The sequence below is a fragment of the Salmonella sp. 741265073_HBA genome (assembly GCF_046569105.1).
In the GTDB taxonomy this organism is placed as follows: Bacteria; Pseudomonadota; Gammaproteobacteria; order Enterobacterales; family Enterobacteriaceae; genus Salmonella; species Salmonella enterica.
The window spans coordinates 131,438-158,390 of sequence record NZ_JBKFRY010000003.1; the positions used below are offsets into that span (position 1 = coordinate 131,438).

26 protein-coding genes are annotated in these 26,953 nt (G+C 48.4%); 16 read left to right on the top strand and 10 right to left on the bottom strand.

All coding sequences use genetic code 11. From position 1 onward, the window contains the following. Positions 1-162 precede the first annotated feature (162 nt). From ACLD3P_RS05500 to aac(6'), 8 genes are all read left to right on the top strand, one after another. A complete protein-coding gene (locus ACLD3P_RS05500; RefSeq protein WP_000144623.1) occupies positions 163-1,281 on the top strand; it encodes a M42 family metallopeptidase in 1,119 nt (372 codons plus the stop codon). Next, positions 1,278-1,559, top strand: a complete 282-nt coding sequence (gene sgcB / locus ACLD3P_RS05505) for a PTS sugar transporter subunit IIB SgcB (protein ID WP_000976132.1) — start codon at positions 1,278-1,280, stop codon at positions 1,557-1,559. Before ACLD3P_RS05500 ends, sgcB begins: the two co-directional genes overlap by 4 nt. A gap of 10 nt (positions 1,560-1,569) precedes the next feature. Then, positions 1,570-2,883 (top strand): PTS sugar transporter subunit IIC SgcC, encoded by a 1,314-nt coding sequence (gene sgcC, locus ACLD3P_RS05510; protein ID WP_000460835.1) that lies wholly within the window; start codon positions 1,570-1,572, stop codon positions 2,881-2,883. 13 nt (positions 2,884-2,896) lie between these two features. Then, positions 2,897-3,703, top strand: coding sequence for a BtpA family protein SgcQ (gene sgcQ, locus ACLD3P_RS05515; RefSeq protein WP_000118615.1), 807 nt, complete (start codon positions 2,897-2,899; stop codon positions 3,701-3,703). Positions 3,704-3,834: 131 nt separating this feature from the next. Then, entirely contained in the window at positions 3,835-4,272 is a 438-nt protein-coding gene (sgcA, locus tag ACLD3P_RS05520; RefSeq protein WP_000606454.1) for an SgcA family PTS sugar transporter subunit IIA, read from the top strand. Positions 4,273-4,283: 11 nt separating this feature from the next. Then, positions 4,284-4,916: a ribulose-phosphate 3 epimerase family protein gene (locus ACLD3P_RS05525; protein WP_023195772.1), complete on the top strand. Its 633-nt coding sequence runs from the start codon at positions 4,284-4,286 to the stop codon at positions 4,914-4,916. A gap of 15 nt (positions 4,917-4,931) precedes the next feature. Beyond that, on the top strand, positions 4,932-5,723 hold the full coding sequence (locus ACLD3P_RS05530; RefSeq protein ID WP_023197658.1) for a DeoR/GlpR family DNA-binding transcription regulator: 792 nt from the start codon (positions 4,932-4,934) through the stop codon (positions 5,721-5,723). Further along, positions 5,723-6,160 (top strand): cryptic aminoglycoside N-acetyltransferase AAC(6')-Iy/Iaa, encoded by a 438-nt coding sequence (gene aac(6') / locus ACLD3P_RS05535; protein ID WP_000354847.1) that lies wholly within the window; start codon positions 5,723-5,725, stop codon positions 6,158-6,160. Before ACLD3P_RS05530 ends, aac(6') begins: the two co-directional genes overlap by 1 nt. Before the next feature lie 46 nt (positions 6,161-6,206). Here the strand turns inward: aac(6') and ACLD3P_RS05540 are convergent, their stop codons facing one another. From ACLD3P_RS05540 to ACLD3P_RS05560, 5 genes are all read right to left on the bottom strand, one after another. Next, positions 6,207-7,409: a lactate oxidase gene (locus tag ACLD3P_RS05540; RefSeq protein WP_411006425.1), complete on the bottom strand. Its 1,203-nt coding sequence runs from the start codon at positions 7,407-7,409 to the stop codon at positions 6,207-6,209. 11 nt (positions 7,410-7,420) lie between these two features. Further along, positions 7,421-7,996, bottom strand: a complete 576-nt coding sequence (locus ACLD3P_RS05545) for a YceI family protein (protein WP_001024319.1) — start codon at positions 7,994-7,996, stop codon at positions 7,421-7,423. A gap of 195 nt (positions 7,997-8,191) precedes the next feature. Continuing rightward, positions 8,192-9,847, bottom strand: coding sequence for a glucan biosynthesis protein D (locus ACLD3P_RS05550; protein ID WP_001081947.1), 1,656 nt, complete (start codon positions 9,845-9,847; stop codon positions 8,192-8,194). A 219-nt stretch (positions 9,848-10,066) separates the two neighbouring features. After that, entirely contained in the window at positions 10,067-11,575 is a 1,509-nt protein-coding gene (locus tag ACLD3P_RS05555) for a carboxylesterase/lipase family protein (RefSeq protein ID WP_411006424.1), read from the bottom strand. 48 nt (positions 11,576-11,623) lie between these two features. After that, positions 11,624-12,967 carry a VOC family protein gene (locus ACLD3P_RS05560; RefSeq protein ID WP_024797926.1) on the bottom strand — a complete coding sequence of 448 codons (1,344 nt, stop codon included), beginning with the start codon at positions 12,965-12,967 and terminating at the stop codon, positions 11,624-11,626. A gap of 292 nt (positions 12,968-13,259) precedes the next feature. On the opposite strand from ACLD3P_RS05560, the gene ACLD3P_RS05565 reads away from it, so the two are divergent. Further along, on the top strand, positions 13,260-14,183 hold the full coding sequence (locus tag ACLD3P_RS05565) for a LysR substrate-binding domain-containing protein (protein WP_000414259.1): 924 nt from the start codon (positions 13,260-13,262) through the stop codon (positions 14,181-14,183). Between the two features lie 60 nt (positions 14,184-14,243). Here ACLD3P_RS05565 and ACLD3P_RS05570 read toward each other — a convergent pair whose 3' ends face one another. The 3 genes from ACLD3P_RS05570 to ACLD3P_RS05580 all read right to left on the bottom strand — a co-directional run bounded on the left by ACLD3P_RS05570 (position 14,244) and on the right by ACLD3P_RS05580 (position 17,463). Continuing rightward, entirely contained in the window at positions 14,244-15,869 is a 1,626-nt protein-coding gene (locus ACLD3P_RS05570) for a methyl-accepting chemotaxis protein (RefSeq protein WP_024797925.1), read from the bottom strand. A 168-nt stretch (positions 15,870-16,037) separates the two neighbouring features. Continuing rightward, complete coding sequence (locus tag ACLD3P_RS05575) at positions 16,038-17,156, bottom strand: S-(hydroxymethyl)glutathione dehydrogenase/class III alcohol dehydrogenase (RefSeq protein WP_131046310.1); 1,119 nt, start codon at positions 17,154-17,156, stop codon at positions 16,038-16,040. A gap of 31 nt (positions 17,157-17,187) precedes the next feature. After that, positions 17,188-17,463, bottom strand: coding sequence for a metal/formaldehyde-sensitive transcriptional repressor (locus tag ACLD3P_RS05580; RefSeq protein WP_001120770.1), 276 nt, complete (start codon positions 17,461-17,463; stop codon positions 17,188-17,190). A gap of 522 nt (positions 17,464-17,985) precedes the next feature. Between ACLD3P_RS05580 and ACLD3P_RS05585 the strand changes: the two genes are divergently transcribed. Continuing rightward, complete coding sequence (locus tag ACLD3P_RS05585) at positions 17,986-18,387, top strand: effector protein (protein ID WP_131046309.1); 402 nt, start codon at positions 17,986-17,988, stop codon at positions 18,385-18,387. Positions 18,388-18,515: 128 nt separating this feature from the next. On the opposite strand, the gene ACLD3P_RS05590 is transcribed toward ACLD3P_RS05585, so the two are convergent. Continuing rightward, the gene (locus tag ACLD3P_RS05590) at positions 18,516-19,232 is read right to left on the bottom strand and encodes a hypothetical protein (RefSeq protein ID WP_001527697.1); all 717 of its coding nucleotides are present in this window, start codon (positions 19,230-19,232) and stop codon (positions 18,516-18,518) included. 424 nt (positions 19,233-19,656) lie between these two features. On the opposite strand from ACLD3P_RS05590, the gene sseJ reads away from it, so the two are divergent. Next, entirely contained in the window at positions 19,657-20,883 is a 1,227-nt protein-coding gene (gene sseJ / locus ACLD3P_RS05595) for an SPI-2 type III secretion system effector SseJ (RefSeq protein ID WP_131046308.1), read from the top strand. Positions 20,884-21,003: 120 nt separating this feature from the next. On the opposite strand, the gene ACLD3P_RS05600 is transcribed toward sseJ, so the two are convergent. Beyond that, entirely contained in the window at positions 21,004-21,348 is a 345-nt protein-coding gene (locus ACLD3P_RS05600; protein ID WP_000281190.1) for a DUF1294 domain-containing protein, read from the bottom strand. Between the two features lie 909 nt (positions 21,349-22,257). Between ACLD3P_RS05600 and ACLD3P_RS05605 the strand changes: the two genes are divergently transcribed. The 5 genes from ACLD3P_RS05605 (at position 22,258) to ACLD3P_RS05625 (ending at position 26,793) form a co-directional block, all read left to right on the top strand. Beyond that, positions 22,258-23,019 carry a transporter substrate-binding domain-containing protein gene (locus ACLD3P_RS05605; protein WP_131046307.1) on the top strand — a complete coding sequence of 254 codons (762 nt, stop codon included), beginning with the start codon at positions 22,258-22,260 and terminating at the stop codon, positions 23,017-23,019. 6 nt (positions 23,020-23,025) lie between these two features. Further along, positions 23,026-23,673 carry an amino acid ABC transporter permease gene (locus tag ACLD3P_RS05610; protein ID WP_076935271.1) on the top strand — a complete coding sequence of 216 codons (648 nt, stop codon included), beginning with the start codon at positions 23,026-23,028 and terminating at the stop codon, positions 23,671-23,673. A gap of 24 nt (positions 23,674-23,697) precedes the next feature. Then, a complete protein-coding gene (locus ACLD3P_RS05615; protein WP_076935272.1) occupies positions 23,698-24,429 on the top strand; it encodes an amino acid ABC transporter ATP-binding protein in 732 nt (243 codons plus the stop codon). Further along, complete coding sequence (locus ACLD3P_RS05620; protein WP_076935273.1) at positions 24,426-25,106, top strand: amino acid ABC transporter permease; 681 nt, start codon at positions 24,426-24,428, stop codon at positions 25,104-25,106. The genes ACLD3P_RS05615 and ACLD3P_RS05620 overlap by 4 nt, the downstream gene beginning before the upstream one ends. Before the next feature lie 136 nt (positions 25,107-25,242). Continuing rightward, on the top strand, positions 25,243-26,793 hold the full coding sequence (locus ACLD3P_RS05625) for a glycosyltransferase family 39 protein (RefSeq protein ID WP_131046306.1): 1,551 nt from the start codon (positions 25,243-25,245) through the stop codon (positions 26,791-26,793). Positions 26,794-26,953: the final 160 nt, after the last annotated feature.

Genomic DNA, 26,953 nt, shown 5'->3' on the forward strand with positions numbered 1-26,953 from the left:
ATAACCCGCAGGTGATATGAGCGTTTTTATTGTATCGCCATCACATTATTTTTTATTGGCCATATTTAGCGTATTTCCGCGTGACACATTTCACACTTATCCAACCATTCTCCACCTATAAAACGCTCAACGACTGATTGTTTTATCACCACGGAGACGCCAATGACCTTTTCTGTGCAGGAAACGCTTTTTTCTTTACTGCGGCTAAACGGGATTTCAGGACATGAAAGCAGTATTGCAAACGTTATGCAGCACGCGTTTGAACAGCAGGCCAAAGACGTCTGGCGGGATCGCTTAGGTAATGTCGTCGCCCGTTATGGCAGCGATAAATCCGACGCGCTTCGCCTGATGATTTTTGCGCATATGGATGAAGTGGGTTTTATGGTACGCAAGATCGAACCCTCCGGTTTTTTACGTTTTGAACGCGTGGGCGGCCCGGCGCAAATTACTATGCCCGGTTCGATTGTGACGCTTGCCGGACGTTCAGGCGATATCATGGGCTGTATCGGTATTAAAGCATATCACTTCGCGAAGGGTGACGAGCGCACCCAGCCACCCGCGCTCGATAAACTCTGGATTGATATCGGCGCAAAAGATAAAGCGGATGCCGAACGAATGGGTATTCAGGTGGGGACGCCAGTAACCCTTTACAACCCGCCGCACTGTCTGGGCAACGACCTGGTATGCAGTAAGGCGCTGGATGACAGGCTGGGGTGTACGGCGCTACTGGGCGTCGCCGAGGCCCTCGCCTCCACACCGCTTGATATCGCGGTATTCCTGGTCGCGTCGGTACAGGAAGAGTTCAATATTCGCGGTATTATTCCCGTTTTACGACGCGTGCGCCCCGACCTGGCGATTGGTATTGATATCACCCCATCCTGCGACACGCCTGACCTGCAGGATTACTCAGATGTGCGGGTCAACCACGGCGTCGGCATCACCTGTCTGAACTATCACGGACGCGGTACGTTGGCGGGACTGATTACGCCGCCGCGTTTGCTGCGGATGCTTGAGACCACCGCGCACGAAAATAATATTCCCGTACAGCGAGAAGTCGCGCCAGGCGTCATCACCGAAACCGGCTACATTCAGGTTGAACTGGACGGTATTCCCTGCGCCAGTCTTTCTATTCCCTGCCGCTATACCCACTCGCCAGCCGAAGTCGCCAGCCTGCGCGACCTGGCTGATTGTATCCGTTTACTGACTGCGCTGGCCAATATGTCGCCAGAACAGTTTCCCATTGAGCCTGAAACAGGCGCAACACAAGAGGCACGACCATGATGAAAAAGATCCTTGTGGCATGTGGTACCGGCATGTCGACATCAACCATGATTGCACAAAAACTGCAGGACTTTCTTGCGGAGCAAGGCATTGCGGCAACCACGGCGCAATGTTGTCTGAATGAGATCCCGTTGAACTGTAACGGTATGGATCTCATCGTAACGTCCATGCGTACGCACAGTGACTATGGCATCCCGACGCTCAACGGCGCCGCCCTGCTGACAGGCATCAACGACGACGCATTAAAACAAGAAATCAAGGCGCTGTTAACACAATAAAGGGGGCATTATGTTTGATTACATCCTGTCTCTCGGCGGCACCGTCTTTGTGCCCATCATTATGATTATCATCGGCTTAATCTTTCGTATTCCCTGGCTGCAGGCGGTGAAAGCCGGGGTGACGGTCGGCATCGGTTTTGTCGGCATGGGGTTGGTGATCGTCATGGCGATCGACAGTCTCAGTCCGCCGATTAAAGTGATGATTGAGCGTTTTGGCCTGACGCTGCATGTGTTTGACGTCGGCGCCGGGCCCGCGTCCGGCGTCGGCTATGCGACGGCCATCGGCGCGATGATCATTCCCGTTATCTTTCTGCTCAACGTCGGTATGTTGGTGACTCGTCTGACCAAAACCATGAACGTTGATATTTATAACTACTGGCACTACGCCATTACCGGAACGGTCGTCCAGTTGATGACCGGCAGTCTGATTTATGGCGTACTGGGCGCGATTTGTCACGCCGCCTTGTCGTTGAAAATGGCCGACTGGACGGCGAAACGAGTACAGAACATTGTGGGTCTGGAAGGGATTTCTATTCCGCAAGGGTATGGCTCCAGTTCCGTGCCGTTGTTCGTATTGCTGGATGCGATATACGAAAAAATACCGTTTATGAAAGGACGCAATATTGACGCTCAGGAGATCCAAAAACGGTATGGGATGGTCGGCGACCCGGTGATCATTGGCGTTGTTCTCGGGCTGATCTTCGGACTTGCCGCAGGCGAAGGCTTTAAAGGGTGCGCAACCTTAATGATTACCGTAGCGGCGATTATGGTGCTGTTTCCGCGCATGATTCGCCTTATCGTTGAGGGATTAATGCCCATTTCCGACGGCGCGCGTAAGTTCTTCCAGAAACACTTTAAAGGGCGCGAAGTCTTTATCGGTCTGGATACCGCAGTGACGTTAGGCCACCCGACCACCATCGCGGTTGGACTGCTGTTAATTCCCATCATGTTAATTCTGGCGAGCATACTGCCGGGCAATAAAGTCCTGCCGCTGGCTGATTTACCGGTTGCGCCGTTTTTTATCTGCATGGCCACGGTTATTCATCGCGGCGATCTGATTCGTACTCTGCTCAGCGGCATCATTGTCATGATTACCGTTCTGCTGATCGCCACCCAGTTTGCACCGTACTTTACCGATATGGCGCTCAAAGGCGGCTTTAGTTTCGCCGCTGAAAACGCGCAAATTACCGCGCTGTCGGTGGGAAATATGTTTGGCTGGTCAATATCTGAATTGATGTCGCTGGGCATGATTGGCGTGGTTATTGTGGTCGGCATTGTCGCCAGCATCATACTTGTCTTACGTAAACGTGAACTACCGGAATAAGGAGCAACCCAGAATGAGTTGGCTAAAAGAGGTAATAGGAACAGAAAAAGCCGTTATCGCCATGTGCCATTTACGGGCGTTGCCGGGCGATCCCGGGTTCGATACCAGGAAAGGCATGAACTGGGTAATTGACCGCGCCCATGACGATTTAATGGCGCTACAAAATGGCGGCGTGGATGCGGTGATGTTCTCCAACGAATTTAGTCTGCCTTATTTAACGAAAGTCAGACCGGAAACGACCGCCGCGATGGCAAGAATCATCGGTCAGTTAATGAGTGAAATCCGCGTACCGTTTGGGGTAAACGTGTTGTGGGACCCTGTGGCCTCGTTTGATTTGGCGATGGCAACCGACGCAAAATTTATTCGCGAAATTTTCACCGGCGCTTACGCCAGCGATTTTGGCGTCTGGGATACGAATGTCGGCGAAACCATTCGCCATCAACATCGCATCGGCGCAGGCCACGTGAAAACGTTGTTTAACATCGTTCCAGAAGCGGCGGTGTATCTGGGAAACCGGGATGTCTGTTCAATTGCGAAATCGACCGTATTTAACAATAACCCCGATGCTCTGTGCGTCTCGGGGCTGACGGCGGGCGCTCGCACGGATAGCGCCATACTGAAGCGGGTAAAAGAGACTGTCCCCGACACGGTCGTGCTGGCGAATACCGGGGTGTGTCTGGAAAACGTCGAGGAGCAGCTCTGCATTGCCGACGGATGCGTAACGGCAACCACGTTTAAAAAAGACGGCGTCTTCGCCAACTTTGTTGACCAGGCGCGCGTGGCGAAGTTTATGGAGAAAGTACGCCATATCCGACAATAAAATGGGGATAAGCAAAACGCTTATCCCCTGCAGAGAGCGATAACTCTTCTGCCGATCTCCGTCGCCTTCGCCAAAAGACACGCCGGGGATCGGTTTCAGAGTAACCCGAACCGGCAAGGAGTCAACGATCGATGATTAATGATGTTAAGTGGGTTCAGGCGCAACGCCATGCCAGCGACTGGCGACACGCGCTGGATATCGCCGTTCGTCCGCTGATTACCTTCGGCGCGGCGGCCCCCTGCTACCTGGACGGTATTATTGAGAACACCCTAAAATGGGGGCCATATTATCTTATCGCGCCGGGGATTGCGCTGCCCCATGCCAGACCGGAGCAAGGCGCCAACCATAATCAAATCAGCGTCACTACGTTAGCAACGCCGGTCGCTTTCGGCAATGCGGATTGCGATCCCATCTGGCTGTTGCTTTGCGCCAGCGCCACGGATGCCGAAGCACATATTCGCACCATTCAACGCATCAGCCAGTGGCTCGACTCGCCGGAAAGCGTCGCGATGCTGCAAGATGCGCCAAATGATGCCGCGCTTTTCGCGCAATTAACCGCATTGCGCTGATGGAGGTTTCGATGATCCTGCACCCTTCACTGGCCTCCGCCGATCCGCTGCGCTATGCCGAGGCGTTGACCGCTTTACACGATGCGCCTCTCGGCTCGCTGCATCTGGATATCGAAGATACCAGTTTCATCAACAATATTACCTTCGGTATGAAAACCATTCAGGCAGTCGCACAATACACTCGCCATCCGCTCTCATTTCATCTGATGGTCTCATCACCGCAACGCTGGCTACCCTGGCTTGCAGCTATCCGCCCCGGCTGGATTTTCATTCATGCCGAAAGCGTGCAAAACCCCTCGGAGATTCTGGCGGATATTCGCGCTATCGGGGCGAAAGCAGGACTGGCGCTTAACCCGGCAACGCCGCTATTGCCCTATCGTTATCTGGCATTGCAACTGGATGCGCTGATGATCATGACCAGCGAACCCGACGGGCGCGGGCAGCAATTTATCGCCGCGATGTGTGAAAAAGTGAGTCAGAGCAGAGAGCATTTCCCTGCTGCGGAATGCTGGGCGGACGGCGGTATTACACTTCGCGCCGCACGGCTGCTTGCCGCCGCAGGCGCACAGCATCTGGTGATTGGCCGGGCGTTGTTCACGACGGCGAACTATGATGTGACGTTGTCACAATTCACCGCGCTATAAAGGAGTCATATGCTGATGAGCCAACAGCGCCCCGACCGTATCAAACAGATGTTGCATTACCTTTGGCAACACAGGCACCTCTCAACACAACAAGCTATTGAGCTTTTTGGCTATGCAGAGGCAACCGTGCGCCGGGATTTTCACTATATCGCCAGCCGTTATCCCGGAATGGTTCGCGGCCATGGTTGTATTGACTTCGACGACAGTACGGAAGATAAAGAATATGTTTTCGACGTTAAGCGAACGTTACAAAGTGAGGCGAAACGCGAAATCGCCGCCCTCGCCCGCACGTTCATCAAGGATGGAGACTGCTTTTTTCTCGACTCCGGCTCCACCTGTCTGGAACTGGCAAAATGTCTGGTTGACGCCAAAGTAAAAGTCATTTGCAATGACATCAAAATCGCTAATGAACTGGGTGGCTTCCCACACGTAGAGAGCTACATTATTGGCGGACTGATCCGCCCCGGCTACTTTTCGGTGGGCGAGAGCCTGGCGCTGGAGATGATTAACGCCTTTGCCGTTGAACGCGCCTTTATCTCCTGCGATGCGCTGTCGATTGAAACGGGCATCACCAACGCTACCATGTTTGAAGTGGGCGTTAAAACGCGCATTATTCAGCGCTCACGCGAGGTCATATTGATGGCCGATCACTCAAAGTTTGATACTGTAGAACCCCATGCGGTGGCGACGCTGTCCTGTATTACTACCATTCTTAGCGACAGTGCGCTCCCGTCTGCTATCGCCCGACGTTATCAGCAAGCGGGATGCCGTCTCATCATGTCAACCCCCTCATCAGGAGCGCGTTAATGGACATCAGGCAAATGAACAAAACCCATCTGGAGCACTGGCGCGGATTGCGAAAACAGCTCTGGCCTGATCACCCGGACGACGCCCATCTGGCGGACGGCGAAGAAATTCTGCAAGCCGATCATCTGGCATCATTTATTGCGATGGCAGACGGGGTGGCGATTGGCTTTGCGGATGCCTCAATCCGCCACGATTATGTCAATGGTTGTGACAGTTCGCCCGTGGTTTTCCTTGAAGGTATTTTTGTTCTCCCCTCATTCCGTCAACGCGGCGTAGCGAAACAATTGATTGCAGCGGTGCAACGATGGGGAACGAATAAAGGGTGTCGGGAAATGGCCTCTGATACATCGCCGGAAAATACAATTTCCCAGAAAGTTCACCAGGCGTTAGGATTTGAGGAAACAGAGCGCGTCATTTTCTACCGGAAGCGTTGTTGAGGAAAATCATACAGGAAAAGGTCGGGTATAGTACCCGACCTTTATATTACTGGGGCAGCTCTTTTTCAGTTAACAAGCGTGTCGTTTTCACTTGTTCAATATTCCTGGCGCTACCCAACATCATGTTAATTGTCAGCTCTTTGTTTAGCTGTTCAATCACTGATGCCACACCCTGAGCGCCGCCAAGATTAAGACCGTATAATACAGGCCGGCCAACCGCCACAATATCCGCTCCGCTGGCTAACGCTTTGAATACGTGCGAACCACGGCGTACTCCACTGTCAAAAATAATAGGCACTCGCTTGTTGACGACTTTTGCAATCGCAGGAAGCATATCGAATGAGGACGGCCCGCTGTCTAATTGACGGCCACCATGGTTAGAAACCCATATTCCTGCGGCCCCGGCCTGGATAGCAATTTCAGCATCCTCCGGCGACTGAATGCCTTTTACGATAACCGGCAGACCGGAAATACGATGTACATAGGCAATATCCTCCGGCGTAAAGGCTTGTTTAGCCTGCGCGTAAATTTCACTTATCCCTGCCCCTTTGCCGGTTTTTGAACCATCGTCATTTTTTCTGGCGAACATTTCCAGGTTTGCAAAGCCCAACGGGAACTGGAAGTTATTTTTAATATCTTCTTCCCGATAACCACCGACAGGCGAATCTACGGTCAGAATAATCGCTTTAGCGCCATGCTTTACCGCTTGTGCAAGAATAAATTCGTTAAACTGATTATTCTTACTCATATAAAGCTGGAAGAAGAACGGATTTTTCCCGGAAACGTTAGCCACCTCTTCGATGGTCTTGTTGCCATAAGTGCTCAACGAGAAAATCGAACCGACCTGCGCCATGCCTTTCGCCGTCGCCAACTCTCCGGAGGCGTGGGCCAGGCCCTGCGCTGCCATCGGTGCCTGGATTATAGGCGTTTTAAGCGGAATACCCAGTAGCTGCGTTGATAAATCGATCTCTTTTAACTCAATGCCCTGTAATACGCGCGGCATAATATATTTTTTGTCAAAGCTTTCGGTGTTGCTGCGAAGGTTATTCTCATCTTCGGCTCCACCGCGAATATAACCAAATGCCCCTTTCTCCATTCTGGCCTGAACGCGCGCTTCCAGAGAGGCTACGTTCGTCATTTTTATTGCTTTTTCGTCCGTGCTGGCTTTGTACTCTTCAGCATAAGCCAGGCCTGACGTTGCCAACATCGCCAGCGAGGCCACTACCCGAATGAGGTGATGAGTTTTCATCATTATTCCTTTTATTGCTTAACCGCTTCTGCCTGGATTTTTATATCGACAACTTTCGTCATCCCCATATCGACCAGATAATCTACACCCCACTGGGTGCGATCTATTTGCGTGACAAAATCACCACCGCAAACCTGCGCCTTGAATATCGGGCTCATATAACAGCCAAACTTGGTGGTGGTTAAGGTAACGGGCTTAGTTACTCCCTTCATTGTTAGCAAACCGTCAATAGAAACCGGTTTATTATCTTCAAAATGCCATTTTGTCGATTTAAATACTATTTCTGGATATTTTTCCGCATCCAGAATATCACTACTGCGGATATGGTTATCAAACGCATCCACCCCGGTATTTAAGGCGCTCACAGGAATCGTCACACGCATCTCTGCGACTTGCTTTTCCGGCTGATATTTCAGTTCGCCGCTAATAGCATAAAACCCGCCATGATTGGTTGAGGTCTGGAAATGATCGATATTAAATACCGCATTGGTATGCGTATTATCAAATTTATATACATCTGCATGAGCAGCACTTAATAAACCCAGAGACAGGACAGCACCAAGAAAACTCTTTTTCATTATATTCACTTTATATCTTAAATAAGGTGAAGCTATCTTAATGTCCCCTGTCCGCAGGATCGAGAGGGATAAACAGGAAGGACTGTTGCAAAAATAGAACGATGGAAAGGCCGTGTCACAAAAACAGCGGCTCACGAATGAATTTATGCCAGGGCAATTTCCGCAACCTGTACCGCCGTTGTGGCGGTACAGAAGGCAAACTGACTAACGCATGATACGATCGTCGACATAACGGCGCTTATCCGGCGCAGGCGGGAAATACTGATACAGCCAGGTTTCGCTGATAGCCTCCCCCTGGCAGCGCAGGAACATACGCATATCCACCGGTGCCGTAGAATCCGAGGTCGGATACCAGTCAAACTGGATACGATAACCGTCGAAAGGCTCTACGTAGAGGATCTCAATCTGCTTCGCCTCGCCACTGGAGAGCGTAATTACCGGCTCAATGCCTTTTGGCGCGGCCGCTTTCAGATCGCCGCCGACAAAATCAATAGCAAAACGGCGCGCCCATTTATCCGGGTAATGTTCGCCCGGCGCCCAACCTTCGGGAAAGCCGCCCATCCCTGTACGGGTCGCCATGACCCGCGCAAGCGGCGATTGTACCGGCGGCTGCGCGCTCCAGTACAAACGATAATTGAACGCCAGCGTATCCCCGGCTTTGATCGCTTTTTCCGGCTGCCAGAAACAGACCACATTATCCAGAGTTTCACCAGTGGTTGGGATCTCCATCAGGCTAACTGCACCTTTCCCCCACTTACTGCGCGGCTCCACCCACAGGCTCGGACGTTTGTTGTACCAGCCCATCACATCCTGATAATGCGAGAAATCGCGATCGAGTTGCAGCAGGCCGAACCCTTTCGGGTTATCGTCCATATATGCATTGAACTGCAATTTCTGCGGATTATTCAGCGGGCGGCAAATCCACTCGCCGTTACCCCGCCACATCGCCAGCCGATCGGAATCGTGAATTTGCGGATGAATGGTGTCGCATACCCGGCGTTCATTATTCCCACAGCTAAACATACTGGTCATCGGCGCAATGCCAAGTTGCTTAATATCTTTACGGGCGTAGAGATGGTTTTCTACATCCATGATCACCTGCGATTTTTCGCAATGAATCACAAATTTATACGCGCCCGTCACGCTGGCGCTGTCCAGCAGAGCGTAAACGGTAAACGTAGTATCGCCCGGCTTCGCGGTGTCAAACCAGAATGCGGTGAAGTCAGGGAACTCTTCCTGACCGTCAGTATAGGTATCTATCGCCAGCCCGCGAGCCGACAGGCCATACTGATAAGTATCATCTACCGCCCGGAAATAACTGGCGCCCAGGAAGGAGACGACATCGCGCCGCGCCAGTTCCGGCGCTTTAAAGACACGGAAACCGGCGAAACCGAGATCGCTCTGCCCTTCCAGTTGCGTCGTATCGACGCCGGCATCGTTGTATTTAAACAGTTCCGGGCGAAAATGAATCTCGCGAGCAAGATGCGTCGTCGTATCAACGGAAAACATGCGTACGCGACGACGAAAGCCCATCCCTACGTGGAAAAACTGAATATCGAGCTGCCGGTTGGCAACACCGTTCCAGAGTGAATGCGCCGCATCATACTGAATGCTGTTATAGGCCTGCGGCGTCAGATTGGCGAGCGTATCCGGCAAGGGGCCCGGCGCGCCGCCCCAGGGCTTTTTCGCTAACGCCTGGGCCATTGATTGCAGACCAGCAAAATCAAAACGGACAATTTTACCATCCGCAATATCGGATTCCGCGGCAAACGCCGCCTGAGAAAAGAGGGAAGCAATACCGCTGGAACCGCACACGGCGGCCATTGCCATTGAACCTTTAATAAATCGTCTACGATTCATACCTGAAAATGAGTCCTTCTGGTCTTGTGAATGGTCCCGCGCTGGTTTTTTCAGCAGCAAGAATGTGCCCGTTTCTGACCGCTCACTCTAGACAAAATTCATTAATAATCCAATTGTTGGTCGCCTGGAAACTGTGCAAAAGCGTAAATATTTTATGTCGATAAGAACCGACCGAATCGGATGTAAACCTCACGCAGCATTCTTCAGGTTATGAAAAGTTTATTCCAGACTAACGTGATGTTTCATGACTCGTTTAAACAGCGCCAGACGCGCACGCATAAAGCGGTTTTCCACTTTAAAACCGGCAAGTTTGTTCAGCCCAATCCGCAACAGACGATCTCGCCCCCGAATGCTGGCGGGCCAGCGAACCGGGCCGTGCAGCACGTCGCGCGTGCGGCTGGCATGACGAGCGAAATTCACCCAGTAATCCGCCACCTGCGAGGCAAAGGCCAGGTCATTCTCATTCACATAATGGCATGTGGGCTCAGACCGCGTTAACGTATCGAATACATACGGTATTTCATTGCCATGACAGGCGCCATTCGCGTAGGTGTTATGCTCCGCTTCGGCGACATAATCAAACCAGTAACGCCAGCACGGTTCGCCGATCCGCTGCTGCGCTTGCATGACGACATAACCCAACGTGGTAAATACCATATCCCGACAGACCTGCCGCCCTAGCGCTTCGTCGCCTTTCACTCCAGGATAAAGCAGCCGGATTAACCCCAGACCAACACGCCGCTCACGGCGCATTTTTTGAATTTGACCGGCAATATCGACGCCAAAAACTGCCAATACGCTGGCTTCATCGCTATTCGAGCCGATCATCACCGGTATCGGATGCTGTTTCGCCGCAAAGAAGGTCTCCAGCATCGGATGCGGCAGCACGACGTCGCCGGAAATCGGTGTCGGCGCAATTTTAAAAGGCGCGTCCAGCGGCCAAAACGTCTCTGCCGGTAAAGCGCGTAGCTGTTCGGCAGTGGCATTGGCTAAACCAAGATGTTCCGCCAGCACAACGCCTTTTTTTAGCGCCACCTCGCGGGGCGTATCCGGCAGCGTATAACCACTCTGAATAATCGCTTTATGAAAAAGCCCCTTCGCCAACGGCGAAGCCATCAACGACAGCACGCTGCGGGCGCCGGCGGATTCGCCAAATAACGTCACATTCTGCGTATCGCCGCCAAATGCGGCAATATTGTCCTGCACCCAACGCAGCGCAGCGATTTGATCGAGTAAAGCGAAATTATGAATACACTCCGCCTCTTCGCCTTCCAGCGCCGGATGCGCGAAAAAGCCCAGATGGCCAAGCCGATAATTGACCGTCACCACGATCGCGCCGCGCTTCGCCAGCGCTTGACCGTCATAGGGCGGCAAACTTCCCGCGCCAATAGTGTAACCGCCGCCGTGTAGCCAGACCATGACCGGCAACGGTTCATGACGTACGGCGGGAGCCCAGACGTTCAGGTAGAGACAGTCTTCGGAAAAATTTCCCGGATCGCCGCCGCCGAGTTCACGACACCAGGTAATATCCTGCCAACTGGCGCAGGAGAAACAATCCGCCTGGCGCACATCCTGCCAGGGCGTAACAGGCTGCGGCGCACGCCAGCGTAGCTCCCCTGTTGGCGGCGCGGCATAAGGTATACCGCGCCAGATATGGATTTCTTCCTGTACGACGCCCACGATTTTACCGTGACGCGTCGCCACCAGCGGGATGGAGGGATTCAACATAACGCCTTCCTTTTACAGTATCCTCACAGCCTGTGAAGCTTACCGCTTTTAAAGCAGACCGCAACGGCGTTTACTGCGTTCTTCCGCTTCCTGATATAACGAAAATTCATCCCGTACTGCACATCCCAGCGCCTGTTCAAAGGCGTCGCGGCTGGCATTACCGTGCCTTCTGGCCAGCGTTTCATTTCCCAAATTCGACTGAAAAATGCCGGCTGCGCTGACCGGAAGAAAATCTTCATAGGTAATCGGCTGCGCGATCACCCAACCGCGTTCAATAAGCGGCTGCGGATCGTCGCCAGGATGAATCGCCTGACGATGCGCCTCGCCGGAAGGCGTTAAGCGATAGCGGAACCAGGCAAGCCCCTGCTGGCGAAGCAGAAATTCGCTATCCGGAAAGGCGTTAAAGACCTCCTGCAAATGGAGTTGATGCGTGAAGTTATCCTTACCCGTTCCCGCCTTGTGCAATAGTTCATCATATAATCGACGACCTTTTGGCGTCAGCGCGACGCCACGTTGCTCAATTTCGCCGAAGCGCGCCGTGTGCGTACCCTGCTTTTCATCAACGAAGAGCACCTGCTCTTCCAGGGCTTTGAAACTGGTTTGCCGCAACAGAATAGGCACTTCGCGGCGAGGCGGACCTTCGATAAGAATTTTAGGCGTAATGCCGCACTCCGGCATCATGGCCTGTACCCGGTCGATATCCAGAGTACGCGGCGTCAGATGGTTAATGTGACATCCCGGAAAACAGACCACGTCGGCAATTAAACGATGCTCACGATGCAGGCTGCGGTACGTTTCTTCATCAACGGTAGCCTGACGATGCCAGCGAAAAGTCTCCAGCGTTTCACGGACAAATTCTTCGGCCTGAGCAGCACTAAAACCGCCCTGCTCGTCGTACTCATCCAGCAATTGTCGGCAGCGCGATGTAAAAATATCCCGCTGCGATAAGATTTCCGCCGCCCGCTGGCGTAATGCCGCGTTTTCAATGAGCTCCAGGCGTAATAGTGAAGTGAACATGCGAAAGGGATTACGCGAGAGCGAAGCCTCGTCAATGGGACGAAATGCCGTGGAGTGCACAGGCACGCCCGCCTGAGAGAGATCGTAATAACTTACTGGGTACATCCCCATGATGGCGAATATCCGACGCAAGGTAGAAAGTTCTTCTGCGGTGCCAACACGAATGGCGCCATGTCGTTCCACGTTCAATCGCGCCAGTTCATCGGCATTAGCCAACTGCTCATGCAGTTTGGGATTATTTTCCAGCACCGCCAGATTCACGTCAGCCACAAGTTCCAGTAACGTACCGTACTGCGGAACTTCCTGCTGGTACATTGCCGACATTGCCTGCGAAAAGTGTTCCCGAATCTCATCTGCCGTGATGGTGTTCGCCATAATGTCATGCCTCCAGTGAATGTTACCTGGAGTGTAGAAAACCTCATCCATTCCGGGGAGAAGAATTTACAAACTGTGATCCGGCCTGAATTCATTGTGTAGGACGGATTGACATGAGCTGGCGTATCCCCAACCAGATCGCGGCTTAACACGCTTAACGGCAGTTGAATCATCAGTAAAATAAAACAGTTGTAACTTGAAATGGTAAAATGTTAATAATATTTTGCTATCAGGTTATCAAAAACAAACAACTTTACTTGTCACCCGCACGGCTCTGTTTTTAACATCGCTTATGGAAAAAAATGGTCTGTTTAGTCAGCGCATTCGGTTGCGCCACCTTCATACATTTGTCGCCGTTGCGCAACAGGGAACTCTGGGGCGCGCGGCTGAAACCCTTAACCTGAGCCAGCCAGCGCTTTCTAAAACGCTGAACGAACTGGAACAACTCACCGGAACCCGTCTGTTCGAACGCGGGCGACTGGGCGCGCAATTAACGGTTCCTGGCGAACAATTTTTGACTCATGCGGTAAAAGTATTAGATGCATTGAATACCGCCGGGCAGGCGCTGAATCGCAAAGAGGACGCCAGCGCCGATGTGGTGCGTGTTGGCGCGCTCCCCACCGCTGCGCTGGGTATACTCCCGGCGGCTATTGGGCGGTTCCATCAACAGCAAAAATCGACCTCGTTACAGGTCGCGACCATGAACAATACGATGTTGCTTGCAGGTCTGAAATCAGGCGAGATCGATCTGGGTATTGGCCGCATGTCAGACCCGGAATTAATGGGCGGTTTAAATTACGAACTGCTGTTTTTAGAATCGCTTAAATTAGTGGTACGCCCCGGTCATCCCCTGTTACAGGAGACGATCACGCTCAGTCGGGTTATGGAGTGGCCGGTAGTCGTCTCGCCAAAAGGCACGGTACCGCGCCAGAATGCGGAAGCCCTGTTGCAAAGCCAGGGGTGTAAAATGCCTGCCGGATGTATCGAAACGCTATCCGCATCGTTATCACGACAACTGACCGTAGATTACGATTACGTCTGGTTCGTCCCCTCTGGCGCGGTTAAAGAAGATCTTCGCCAGGCGACACTGGTCTCATTACCCGTGCCGACCCAGAGCGCAGGCGAACCGATAGGTATTCTTACGCGAGTTGATATCCCGCTCTCAACCGGGGCGCAAATGCTGATTGCGGCGATCCGTAAATCGATGCCGCTGTGATAGCGGCAGTCGGACATTAAGCGCGCCCGCGGCTAAAATAGCCCGCTGGCGCAACGCTTATTAAAGGAAGGATGATCGCATCGTCGCGCCAGTATTCTGTAAACGAAACGCATCAACGGCTTGCGTCAAGTGGGCGGCCTGTTCTTCAAGCGAAGCCGCCGCCGCGGACGCCTCTTCGACCAGCGACGCGTTTTGTTGCGTAACCTTGTCCATCTCAGAAATCGCCTGACTGACCTGAACAATACCGCGACTTTGCTCATCAGAAGCTGCCGCGATGTCGAGCATAATATCGGTGACGCGTTTGACGGCATCCACAATCTCATTCATGGTGCTCCCTGCAGCGATAACCTCTTCGGAGCCTTGTTCAATCAGGCTGACCGATGCGCCGATCAAGCCTTCAATCTCTTTTGCCGCCTGCGCGCTGCGACTGGCGAGGGTACGAACCTCACTGGCGACCACCGCAAAACCGCGTCCTTGTTCCCCGGCGCGTGCCGCCTCGACCGCCGCGTTTAGCGCCAGGATGTTGGTCTGGAAAGCGATACTGTTAATGACGGCGGTAATTTCCGAGATTTTTTTCGAGCTGGTGGAAATATTCCCCATCGTTTGTACGACCCCGGAAACCATCTGGCCTCCGCGACTGGCTTTACCGGAAGCATCTTCCGCCAGTTTGCTGGCGTGATGCGCATTATCCGCATTCTGTTTAACGGTTGCCGTCAACTGTTCCATACTGGCTGCGGTCTGTTCAATGGCGGCAGCCTGCTGTTCAGTACGAGAAGATAAATCCGTATTACCGGCGGTAATTTCGCTGGTGCCTCGATAAATTTCCTCCGCCCCCTGACGAACCGCCCCTACCGTTTGTTGCAACGCATGCTGCATTTGCTGAAGATGATGACTCAGACGACCAATTTCACTGCGTCCTGTGGGCTCGTCAGCCATGGTTAGATCGCCCGCCGCAATGCGTTCGATACGTGACGCAGACTGCTGCAAGGGTTGTATCACCGTGCGACGCAGCACCATGAAGGTCATTAACGTCAATACCAGCGCCAACGTAAATGCGCCAATCATAAACATCATACCGAGCCGGGTACGTTGGTAAGCCTGTTCGCTAAGTAGTCTTGCCCGCTCGGTGCGCAGTTCAATCGCTTTCAACAGGACATGGTTATATGCGGCATCCAGTTGTTTTGCCTGCTCGTTTTCATGATTAATGATCGCTTCGAACATGCCATTTTTGGCAAATTTCAGCATCGGTTGCAGGCCGTTGATATAGGCGGTGTAGCGGGCGTTTAACTCGTTATCCAGCGCGTCATCGGCGGGTGTTTTCACCGCTCTGGACATATAAGCGTTAAAGCCGTCCTGAGACTGCTTGATCCGCGTTTCCGCAGCGGCAATATTGGCTTTCATTTCATCCATTTCAGCAATCCGGCTCGCCGCGCCAGCGTGGATCATATTGATACGTGCGGTACGTAAGTGGTTAGCGCTGTTGGATAATCCCATCCGTACCTGAATCTCGTCCGTGACATCACGCTGATCGCGATCGGCCTGTAACAGAAAATAGCCTGCCAGCCCGGCGCTCAAAGCAAAAAGAAGAAGGATGCCACCGAGAATGGAGGAAAACAGCGGAACCAGCCGAATATGATGCAGGAAGCCCAGTTTATGCGAGGCTTGCATCGAGAATGTGTTGCCCATGACCGTCGACTCTCTTGTAAGTTTTATGCGTAAAACACGCCCGTTAGATAGTCATCGGCACTTCGTAACGTTTGCTTATCGCGAAAAGCATCGCCTTCGTCACATTTTCACAACATTCATTCCAGAAAATTCAGAAAAGCGCCAGCGGAAAATCCGCTGGCGGATGAATCAGTTATCGCCAAAGTGGATAACAGTACGGATGGATTTACCCTGATGCATCAGTTCAAAGGCATCGTTAATCTGCTCCAGCGGCAGGCGGTGAGTAATAAAAGGATCTAAACGGATTTTACCGTTCATCGCATCTTCGACCATCCCTGGCAGCTGCGTGCGCCCTTTCACGCCGCCAAAGGCGGAGCCACGCCAGACGCGACCGGTCACTAGCTGGAAGGGACGGGTTTTGATTTCCTGCCCTGCTCCCGCTACGCCAATAATAATGCTTTCGCCCCAGCCTTTATGACAACATTCCAGCGCCGCTCGCATCACGTTAACGTTGCCGATACATTCAAAACTGAAATCTACGCCGCCATCAGTAAGCTCAACAATAACGTCCTGGATCGGTTTGTCGTAATCATTCGGATTAATAAAGTCCGTAGCCCCCATTTCGCCCGCCAGCGTAAATTTTTCCGGATTCGTGTCGACAGCTAAAATACGCCCGGCTTTAGCCTGAACCGCGCCCTGAATAACCGCCAGCCCAATACCGCCTAAACCAAAAACGGCAACGGTGTCGCCCGCTTTCACTTTAGCGGTGTTATGGACGGCGCCAATACCCGTCGTCACGCCGCAGCCCAACAGACACACTTTATCCAGCGGCGCCTGCGGGTTCACTTTCGCCAGAGAAATTTCCGCGCAAACGGTATATTCGCTGAACGTGCTGGTTCCCATATAGTGATAAACGGGGTCGCCGTTATAAGAAAAGCGGGTAGTGCCATCCGGCATCAGCCCTTTTCCCTGAGTGGCGCGTACGGCCTGGCAAAGGTTAGTTTTACCTGACTTACAGAACTTACACTCGCCGCATTCCGCCGTGTACAGTGGAATAACATGGTCGCCGGGTTTCAGGCTGGTGACCCCCTCGCCGACCTCGACTACCACGCCGCCGCCTTCGTGACCCAGGACTGCCGGGAATACGCCTTCCGGATCATCGCCGGAAAGGGTAAAAGCATCGGTATGGCAAACGCCGGTATGGGTGATTTTGACCAGAACTTCGCCTTTTTTCGGCGGCGCAACGTCAATCTCGACAATTTTTAGCGGCTGACCGGGACCAAAAGCAACTGCTGCACGTGATTTCATATATCTCTTCCTGTTACGGTGAGGGAAATTGTTATTTTAGATAAGCGCGAAGAAGATGGCCGATTTCCGCCATCCGAACCGCGCGCTGATCTGGCGTAGTTTCCCCGCTGACCAGCTCATCTTTCAGATGGATCTCAACCATTTCACTCATCAGGCCATTAGACGCGCCGCGCACGGCGGCAATCTGTTGCAGAATAGCCAGACAAGGTTCGCCAGACTCAAGCGCTCGCTCCAGCGCTTCGACCTGCCCGCGAATGCGACGAACGCGGGTAAGGATACGTTTTTTATCTTCAGGTGAATGCGGCATTCGACCTCCATATACTATAGGGGGGTATACTATCAGAATTTTATATTTATGTAATTGTAAAATTACACACAATATAAAAATCAATAGCTTATAGATTTCCGGCATAGACCATCAAGAATCAGTTCACATTCAGCATATTCAGCTCACGAGAACTTTTTCAGGCTACAGACAATAAACGCCAAAGCTTCTTTTATATGCTGCAATGTTTTGCCCGACTGGAGTACAGAGGTAATGCCGGTGAATCCAGTCCCATTACCCAGAAGTAAATATTTGCTCAATAGTTTTTATTTACTCACCAGGTGGTAATGAATAAAGGTTATGATATGCAGATGTCAGTCTTGTAAGAACGTAACATCACAACTGCGATACACCGCCGACGGCTAGCGAAAATATCTCAACCCTGTGTCTTTCCTGGCTTAGTCAATGTGGACAAAAAATCAAATGAGCGTTATTTGAAAGATTTTTAATACCCAAAAGCGTCATCATTATTGTTAATTTGAAATCAATCTCAGGTAATAATCCATGCCTATTTCGATTTGTAAACATGGTGCTCCTTTTGTTGTTCAACATGAAAATGGGTACGGTTCCGGTGCAAGTCAGTCATCATCACTTTTCAAATCAATCCGCCATATTAGCAACTCTCATGAGGCAATAAACTTTATAAGTTGCTATAGTGCAAATGGAAGCTGTTTTTCCAATGCACAGATGCTAGCCAATGCCTCAGGGAGCCCTGTTATAGGTTACTATGGGAAAATAAATAAGTTAACAGCCAATCTGGATAATAGCGGTCGTATATTCCGCCCACAGCATAAGCTTGCGGCCAGGATTTGTTATGTAGGTAATCGGCTTCTGAGCGGTCCAATTCAACTTGGGTTTGGCCTGAAACATCTGCTAAACTGCCACTCAGATGGTAATGTCAGATAAAGTGTCATGCCATGCCCTTCCCGGCATTGCTATTCCACAGCCTACAGATATGGGCGCTCAGTTCTTTCTCTAATCTCTGCCATGGGAAGCTCTGGCGTCATTTCACGCTCTTGCCAACCAGTATTTTATTAAAGTCTGACTTTTACCAGGGTAATTTCATAAGAGTGTCCATCTTCTGGTCTAAAAATAATAAATCTATTGTTATTTTTAGTAAAGGATTTCGACAAAATAAAACTATCATGATACCTGGCCAGGACGTAGTACCAGCCTCCATCATACAATATCATTTCGTATTCTTTCTTTAATTGTGGCTTATAGATCCCAACAAAAAAAGAAAATATAAAAAAATATATAATAAAACCAATCATAACTATAGTGAAACAATGTCTTCGCACCCAACTGAGTTGCGTAAAACAAATCACTGGCATCAATTTACTATAAAAACGCATCCCCACCGATAGGCATAAAGCCACCAGTAAAATGATAAAAAAAAGCTCCCACAAAAACGATTCTGTTAAGAGAGAAAACTCGATAACAATTGGAATAAAGAACAAGACCGCTGCCAAAAAAAGGCGTAAGAAGCTAAGGTCGTGAATACGTGCTTTTTGCTTTACTAAAAAAAATAATAGAATACCCACTCCCCACGCTATTATGAATATAGCCATCAGGCTAATCGCATGGAATAGACTTCGGGCAATGTTGTCAGGGCCGACGCCTACATACCACCACGGGAAACCATAGTACGCGGAGACGCCCCAGCCATAAAAATAGGCGCTCCCCCATCCCAGACCACCTAAATAGGCCAAAAGCATTGAAGAGTTTTTAATAATTGAATCATCACTCATTATAGTTAACTCACTTAAGAAATATTTAATATGAAAATAGAAATCAACACGTTATATAAAACACCACCCCCTTGGAAATAATAGCTTGATGATAAGCTTACCTAATTTTCCTGAGTATCAAGCCAGCTCATACCCACGCCAGCACACTAAAATCAGGAGTGGCTACTTTTTTTAGAGGTTTGCCTTAACCAGACGCACAGTCAATAATGATAGCAGTCAGATAATATGTACCCGGCATTAACCTCACGTTGTTGATGATATATTTACTTCGTTGAAAAATAATAAATATTGCATGTGTTTTTTGGCGGCGACAAACTGTTAAAGAAGCGCAATTCTATATACACCATTTACCTGATTACTTTTCTTGCTAATATTTGTTAATTAATGTTTTGCTAAAGCGTGATTAATTAGTAAGGAGGACACTATGCCATTGAGTGTTGGACAGGGTTATTTCACATCATCTATCAGTGCTGAAAGATTTAATGCGATAAAAGAAAGCGCACGCCTTCCGGAATTAAGTTTATGGGAGAAAATCAAAGCGTACTTCTTCACCACCCACCATGCAGAGGCGCTCGAATGTATCTTTAAACTTTACCACTATCAGGAACTGAATCTAACACCGGTACAGGTTCGTGGAGCCTACATCAAACTTCGAGCCTTAGCGTCTCAGGGATGTAAAGAACAGTTTATTATAGAATCACAGGAACACGCCGACAAGTTGATTATTAAAGGTGATAATGGTGAAGATATTCTATCTATTGAGGTTGAATGTCATCCGGAAGCTTTTGGCCTTGCCAAAGAAATCAATAACTTACATCCCAAGCCAAAAAATATTTCTTTGGGTGATATTACCAGACTGGTATTTTTTGGCGACAGTTTATCTGACTCCATGGGGCGTATGTTTGAAAAAACACATCATATCTTACCCTCCTATGGTCAATACTTTGGCGGAAGGTTTACTAATGGATTTACCTGGACTGAGTTTTTATCGTCCCCACACTTCTTAGGTAAAGAGATGCTTAATTTTGCTGAAGGGGGAAGTACATCGGCAAGCTATTCATGCTTTAATTGCCTCGGCGACTTTGTATCAAATACGGACAGACAAATCGCATCTTACACCCCTTCTCACCAGGACCTGGCGATATTTTTATTGGGGGCTAATGACTATATGACACTACACAAAGACAATGTAATGATGGTCGTTGAGAAACAAATTGATGATATTGAAAAAATAATTTCCGGTGGAGTTAATAATGTATTGGTCTTGGGAATTCCCGATTTGTCTTTAACACCCTATGGCAAACATTCTGATGAAAAAAGAAAACTTAAGGATGAAAGCATCGCTCACAATGCCCTGTTAAAAACTAATGTTGAAGAATTAAAAGAAAAATACCCCCAGCACAAAATATGCTATTACGAGACTGCCGATGCATTTAAGGTGATAATGGATGTGGCCAGTAATATTGGTTATGATACGGAAAACCCTTATACTCACCACGGCTATGTACATGTTCCCGGGGCTAAAGACCCTCAGCTGGATATACGTCCACAATACGTCTTCAACGACCTGGTCCATCCAACCCAGGAGGTCCATCATTGTTTTGCCACAATGTTAGAAAGTTTTATAGCTCATCATTATTCCACTGAATAATGTTCCATCGGCTGCGGTACGCCGTGAGTAAAACATCGTTCAATATCATAGTGCCAGTGGCATGAAAATATGATGCTGTCTTTGCTGCCGGTTGGTCAATGAGTGATACATACTCTATGTTCAGTAAGACAAAAATGGATAGAGTCGATAGATCGCCACCGTAACTACAATACTCACTATCACACTGACGATAAAGTATGTTTTGAATGGCTGCTTTTGCGTTTTATGACGGAAGAGTTGTTGACCAACAATCGCACCAGGCCACCCACCGACAACCCCAAACACCAATAAAGTGGATTCCGGCACTCTGCGCCAGGTTTTACGTGCCGCCGTTTTGTCTATACCGTAGATCGCCAGCGTTAGCACATTGGCAAGCAGGAACCACATCGCGACGGGATGCGATGTAAAAATGCTTCCGACCGCAGCGGAGATCAGGAGCAAATAACAAAAGCGGTTAAGATACATATTATTATGTCATAGCAATGATTAGGGGCATCGAAGCCCATTATACGCGATACATGCGCCTATGTGATGTAGAATTTTCTTTTCACTCAGCCAACGAGTCATCAAGGATTCATTTTTAATTACCATGGTAATCATAAGGTAATTAACGTGTTGTGAACACGATTAAAATGGGTAGAGCCACCGAAAATGTTACCACCTTAACCGTTGCCAGGATAACTTAATGAAGAACCCTCTTTATTGCTGTTTGTTATCCGGTTGGCAGTCTTAGTTTTGGATTTATTTATCGTATTTATATTTATTACATAAGATGTACGATGTTAATTTGAGAATTTTATCTCGAAAACCGTATATATTAAGATATTTCTGAATTAAGATTATTATCGATTAAAACAAGTTAACGTTTTGATAAACATAACAACATCGTCAGAACTCCTGATTTGTTGTCGCTTGTTCATAAGACAAATAATTTATATGCTTGCAAATATAGATAGCACGCAAATCAACTTAGCTCAGAAAATGTATTTGACAAGCAAAGATAAGTCTTTATATTGGCCGTGAATAGAGTGGTAAGATGATACTTAGAGACATTAAAGGCACCGTCACTGAAGCATTTATCTGCTTATCATGTAAATATGTATGCGTAAATGGAGCATAAACTATGTCCAGTATACTAATGTCTATGGTATCTTTACATTTTCACCTTTCATGGGGTCGCTGCACTCATATCCAGTTGATATCTCATGGTATATTCAATCCATTCCCTTTGATGATTCCTGTCAAACCTCCTGATTAAATTAGTTAACAGCGATGGAATACATAACGTTAAGTACTTTACGCCTGCAAATGTCAGGTTCACGCCCTAATGCTTAATTTATAATACGCATTACCTTACCACAGGAAATAGATAGCATGTTATCCAAAAAAATTGGCTTATCGATGATAGTGTTGGGAATAATGTCGTCTTCAGCTTTTGCTGATAGCATCGTTGAAGGGAAAACACTCAATGTCGCAGTATCACCGGCCTCTCCCCCTATGTTATTTAAAAGTGCTGATGGCAAATTGCAGGGGATAGATCTGGAGCTTTTTACGTCTTACTGTCAGTCACGGCATTGTAAGCTAAACATCACCGAATATGCCTGGGATGGAATGCTTGGCGCAGTGGCGAGTGGTCAGGCAGATGTCGCATTTTCGGGAATTTCAATCACAGATAAACGTAAGAAAGTTATTGATTTTTCTGAACCTTATTACATCAACTCTTTTTATCTGGTCAGTATGGCCAATCATAAAATAACGCTCAATAACCTCAATGAATTAAATCAATATTCTATTGGATACCCTCGAGGAATGGCTTACTCCGACCTTATCAAAAACGATCTGGAGCCCAAAGGATACTACTCGTTAAGTAAAGTAAAATTATATCCAACCTATAATGAGACGATGACTGATCTAAAAAATGGTAATCTTGATCTGGCTTTTATAGAAGAGCCGGTTTATTTTACCTTCAAAAATAAGAAAAAGATGCCGATAGAAAGTCGTTATGTTTTCAAGAATGTTGATCAACTTGGCATTGCCTTTAAGAAAGGCTCCCCCGTGCGCGATGATTTTAACTTATGGCTTAAAGAGCAAGGGCCACAAAAAATATCTGGCATCGTCGATAGCTGGATGAAATAGTAAGCTATGTCATCAGGTAATATGCTGGCTATCTTTTATTTCCTATTGGAAGGGATTGGTAATACGCTGCTTGTAACCTTTACCTGTTTTCTCTCAGCGTTTTTGACCGGGCTTACAGTCGCCGTATTACGGCGACTATCCCCCCTTCCACTACAGAAGATACTCGATGTACTGGTCTTTATTCTTCGGGGAATTCCAATACTTATTGCTGTTTTTCTTGTTTATTTTGGATTGCCATCGATTGGCATATATGTTTCACCTCTGGTGGCCATGAACCTCAGCGTCGGCTTAATCAGCGGAAGTTATCTTGCCGAGGTGTTCAGAGGGGCGCTTAAATTAGTTGAGCCATTCGAAATCACGGTAGCGAAAGTAGCAGGAATGCGTCAATTACAGATTATATTAAATATTGAGTTGCCACAGATGTTGCGATTTTCTGTGCCCGGTATTATCAATGAGTTTTCTTCTGTATTAAAAGCGACGCCCTTTGCTTATACTGTAGGTATCGCTGAAATAACGAAGCAGGCAATGTCACTGACAGCCATCACGCTGAACGGGTTACAGATCTATACTCTTGCCGGGGTATTATATTTCATTATTTATAAAGTTTTTACTCTTCTGGCCGGAGTGCTTGAGAAAAAATATCGCATCAGTTGAAGCATAAAAATAGAGGTGATACTCATGGCTTTACTGGAACTAAAAGAGATAAGTAAGGAATATTCAGGAAAAAAGGTTCTTGATACGGTTAGTCTGAAAATTCAATCGGGAGACATGAAAGTAGTCATGGGGCCATCCGGTAGTGGAAAAACGACGCTTTTACGCTGTCTGCTTCGATTAGAAGAGCCTGATTATGGTGATATTTATTTTCACGGGAGAAATATTTATGACAAGGAATTTACTCTTCTTGAGTTCAGAAAAAAAGTTGGTTGTGTCTTCCAGAATTACGCTTTGTATCGCCATCTTAACGTCATGGATAACATTACCCTTGCCCTATGTAAAGTGTTTGGCATGTCGGGACAACTAGCCCGGGAGAAAGCCTTACATGAGCTACAAAAACTTGATATGGTCTCGCATAGCGCGAAATACCCTTCGCAATTATCGGGCGGGCAGCAACAGCGCGTCGCCCTGGCCCGCACAATGGTCACCGACCCAGAACTCATTATTTTTGATGAGCCGACGTCTGCGCTTGATCCGCTCATGACTCGTGAAGTCGGAATGTTGATTAAGCAACTTCACGACAATGGCGTCACTATATTATGCGTCACTCATGATGTTCACCTCGCCAGATTACTAAGCGATAACGTAACGTTTCTTAATCATGGCAAGATTCGTGCAGAAGGTGCTTTTACCGATCTTGCCTTACGAGAAACGGATCCAGATATCCACTGTTTTTTTAGCGAGGCACAACGATGATCGCTGGCTGGTCTCTCTTCTTTAATGACCTGACTGAACAACTGCCACTTGTTGTGGATGGTATTAAAGAAACCTGTAAACTTGCGCTGATTGTTTCCATCACCGGCTTTTTGTGGGGAATTATCATTTTTTTTCTGAGCCTGAGCCATCGACCCGTGGTAAAAGCCTTAACTCGACTGTACATGGATTTCTTTATCGGTACGCCACTCATTCTTATTCTGTTTGTTATCTATTATGGTTTACCTCAATCTGGCATTCACCTGTCCTCTTTTACCGTGGCGGTTACAGGGTTTACCTTAAATGTCGGCGCATATAATGCCGCGTACATGACAACGGCCTATAACGCATTAAATAAGTATGAAACGGAGGCCGCAGTCGTTCAGGGGTTGAACAAACGGCAGGTCTTTTTGTGGATTATACTGCCTCAGGTATTGCTGTCTTCCATTCCAGCCTTAACGAATCAGGTGATTAATAATCTTAAAGACAGCACCATCGTTTTTCTTATCCAATATACTGAGTTTTTCGCGCGAATTCAGGAGGTTGCTGCAACTAGCTTTAAATTCTTCCATGCTTACCTTTTTGCCGCCATAGTGTATCTTATTGGCGTTACCTTTATTGTCGGCTTGACCCGGTTTTTAGAGCATAGACTGCTTCGCCATTACGGTCAGGATTACTGAGTTGCACTGCACTATTCTGATTAATTCACCGCTGACATTATCAAAGTTATTTTTATTTAGTGTTGGTTAAGATTTTAACCTTCATTATTGCGTCAGGTGTCCATTCTGGTCTAAATCTTACTCCATTGAGGATATTATGGCGCTACCACAACTATCAATATGGCAGCCCGGCGATGGGTTAAGAAAAATAAAATATAAATATCATGTTTGTCTCATTGTCATGTTCTCCGCCCTTATGCGGTTGCTATTTTTAACTGACCGCTACCTTTGGTGTGACGAAGCGTCCAGCGTGCTGATTAGTCGCCATAACGTAAACAATCTGCTCTTCCATGCCGCTTTTGACGTGCATCCTCCACTTTATTATCTGTTACTGCATGACTGGATGATATTATGGGGTGATAGCATTGCAGCGGTACGCTCTCTCAGTCTACTCTTTGGGATCCTGACAGTTGTGCTGGTTATCGCGCTTACGCGATGGCTGGCAAATGAGCGTACAGCCTTATTGGCGGGATGGTTCGCCGCCTTGATGCCGATGGCAGTCCATTACAGTCAAGAAACGCGCATGTACGCGTTAATGGGAATGCTAACGCTCGCTGCCGCGTTAGCATTGATGATGTGGATAAAAACCCCCACCCATAATCGCTATCTTATCGCGTATGCTTTACTTATGACGTTCAGTTTTTACACCCATTATTTCACTCTATTTGCACTTATTGCCCACTGGATCGCAGTAACAAAATTATCCTGCCAAAGCCATAAAACGGCCTGCTACCTTAAACTTCCTGGCTGGTGGTTTGCTAACCTGGCAATTGCTGTCGCTTATCTCCCCTGGTTACCCGTATTGTTTAATTTACTGACTCATCTGGCGCAGTTGAGAGCCGGTAATGATATCGGTTGGATTCCCCCCGTAACATGGCGTGATCTGCCTGCAATGTACTGGCATTTCTTTACCGGAAACAACGGACAGGGTTTTCCGTCGATCATTCTGTGGCTGGCTGTGGGAAGTTTTATCGGTACTGTGGGGCGAATATCTTTATGCAACGGAGAATATGAAAGATATCAGCTGATATTATTTTGTAATCTGGTCATCCCTGTAATGCTGGTCTTCATCATTTCCTGGTGGATGCCGTTATTTATCGATCGTTATTTCTTCTTCTCATCGCTGAGCATTCCTCCCCTGCTCGCGGTATTACTTACCCGCGCAAAAAAAGCGGTTTGTGGCTTCTGGTTTATCTTATTCACCTTATTATTCGGCTATGGTTCATATCATAATAACCCTGAGCACATAGACGAGTTTAAACCACTGGTAAACTATATTAATACCCGTCACCAGCCTAATGATGCCGTGGTGGTCAGTAAAATGTTCGATTATTTAAGTTATGTGTATTATAATAAGCGAGATTATCGTACGTTTCTTTATACACCGCCTAACGCACACGGAACATCAGGCAGACCGAATGCCTATGGCTTTGGATCACTGTTTTATGCGCAAGCCGATCAGACATATATTGATACTCTGACAACGCTTTCAAAAAGTTACCATCGTGTCTGGTTGATAAGCGGCGGTAACTTTAGTCAGGATTACCCCTTGCCGTCAGAATGGCAAAATATCGCAAACTTCAGAAGTGGTAGATTTCAGGTACAATTATTTGTAATACCGACTCAACAGGCGCGTCAAATGCAATGACTACCGTTTTCTATCCAGTGCAGTGATAAACAGTACTGCCACTGCCAGACCGCCTAAAAGTAAGGTCCAGCCAAACGCTTCAAAAACCTCAATCATATCGCCTCCAGGTAGGTGATATTAAATCACGATGGCTATCTCAGCGTAACATTTAAAATATCAA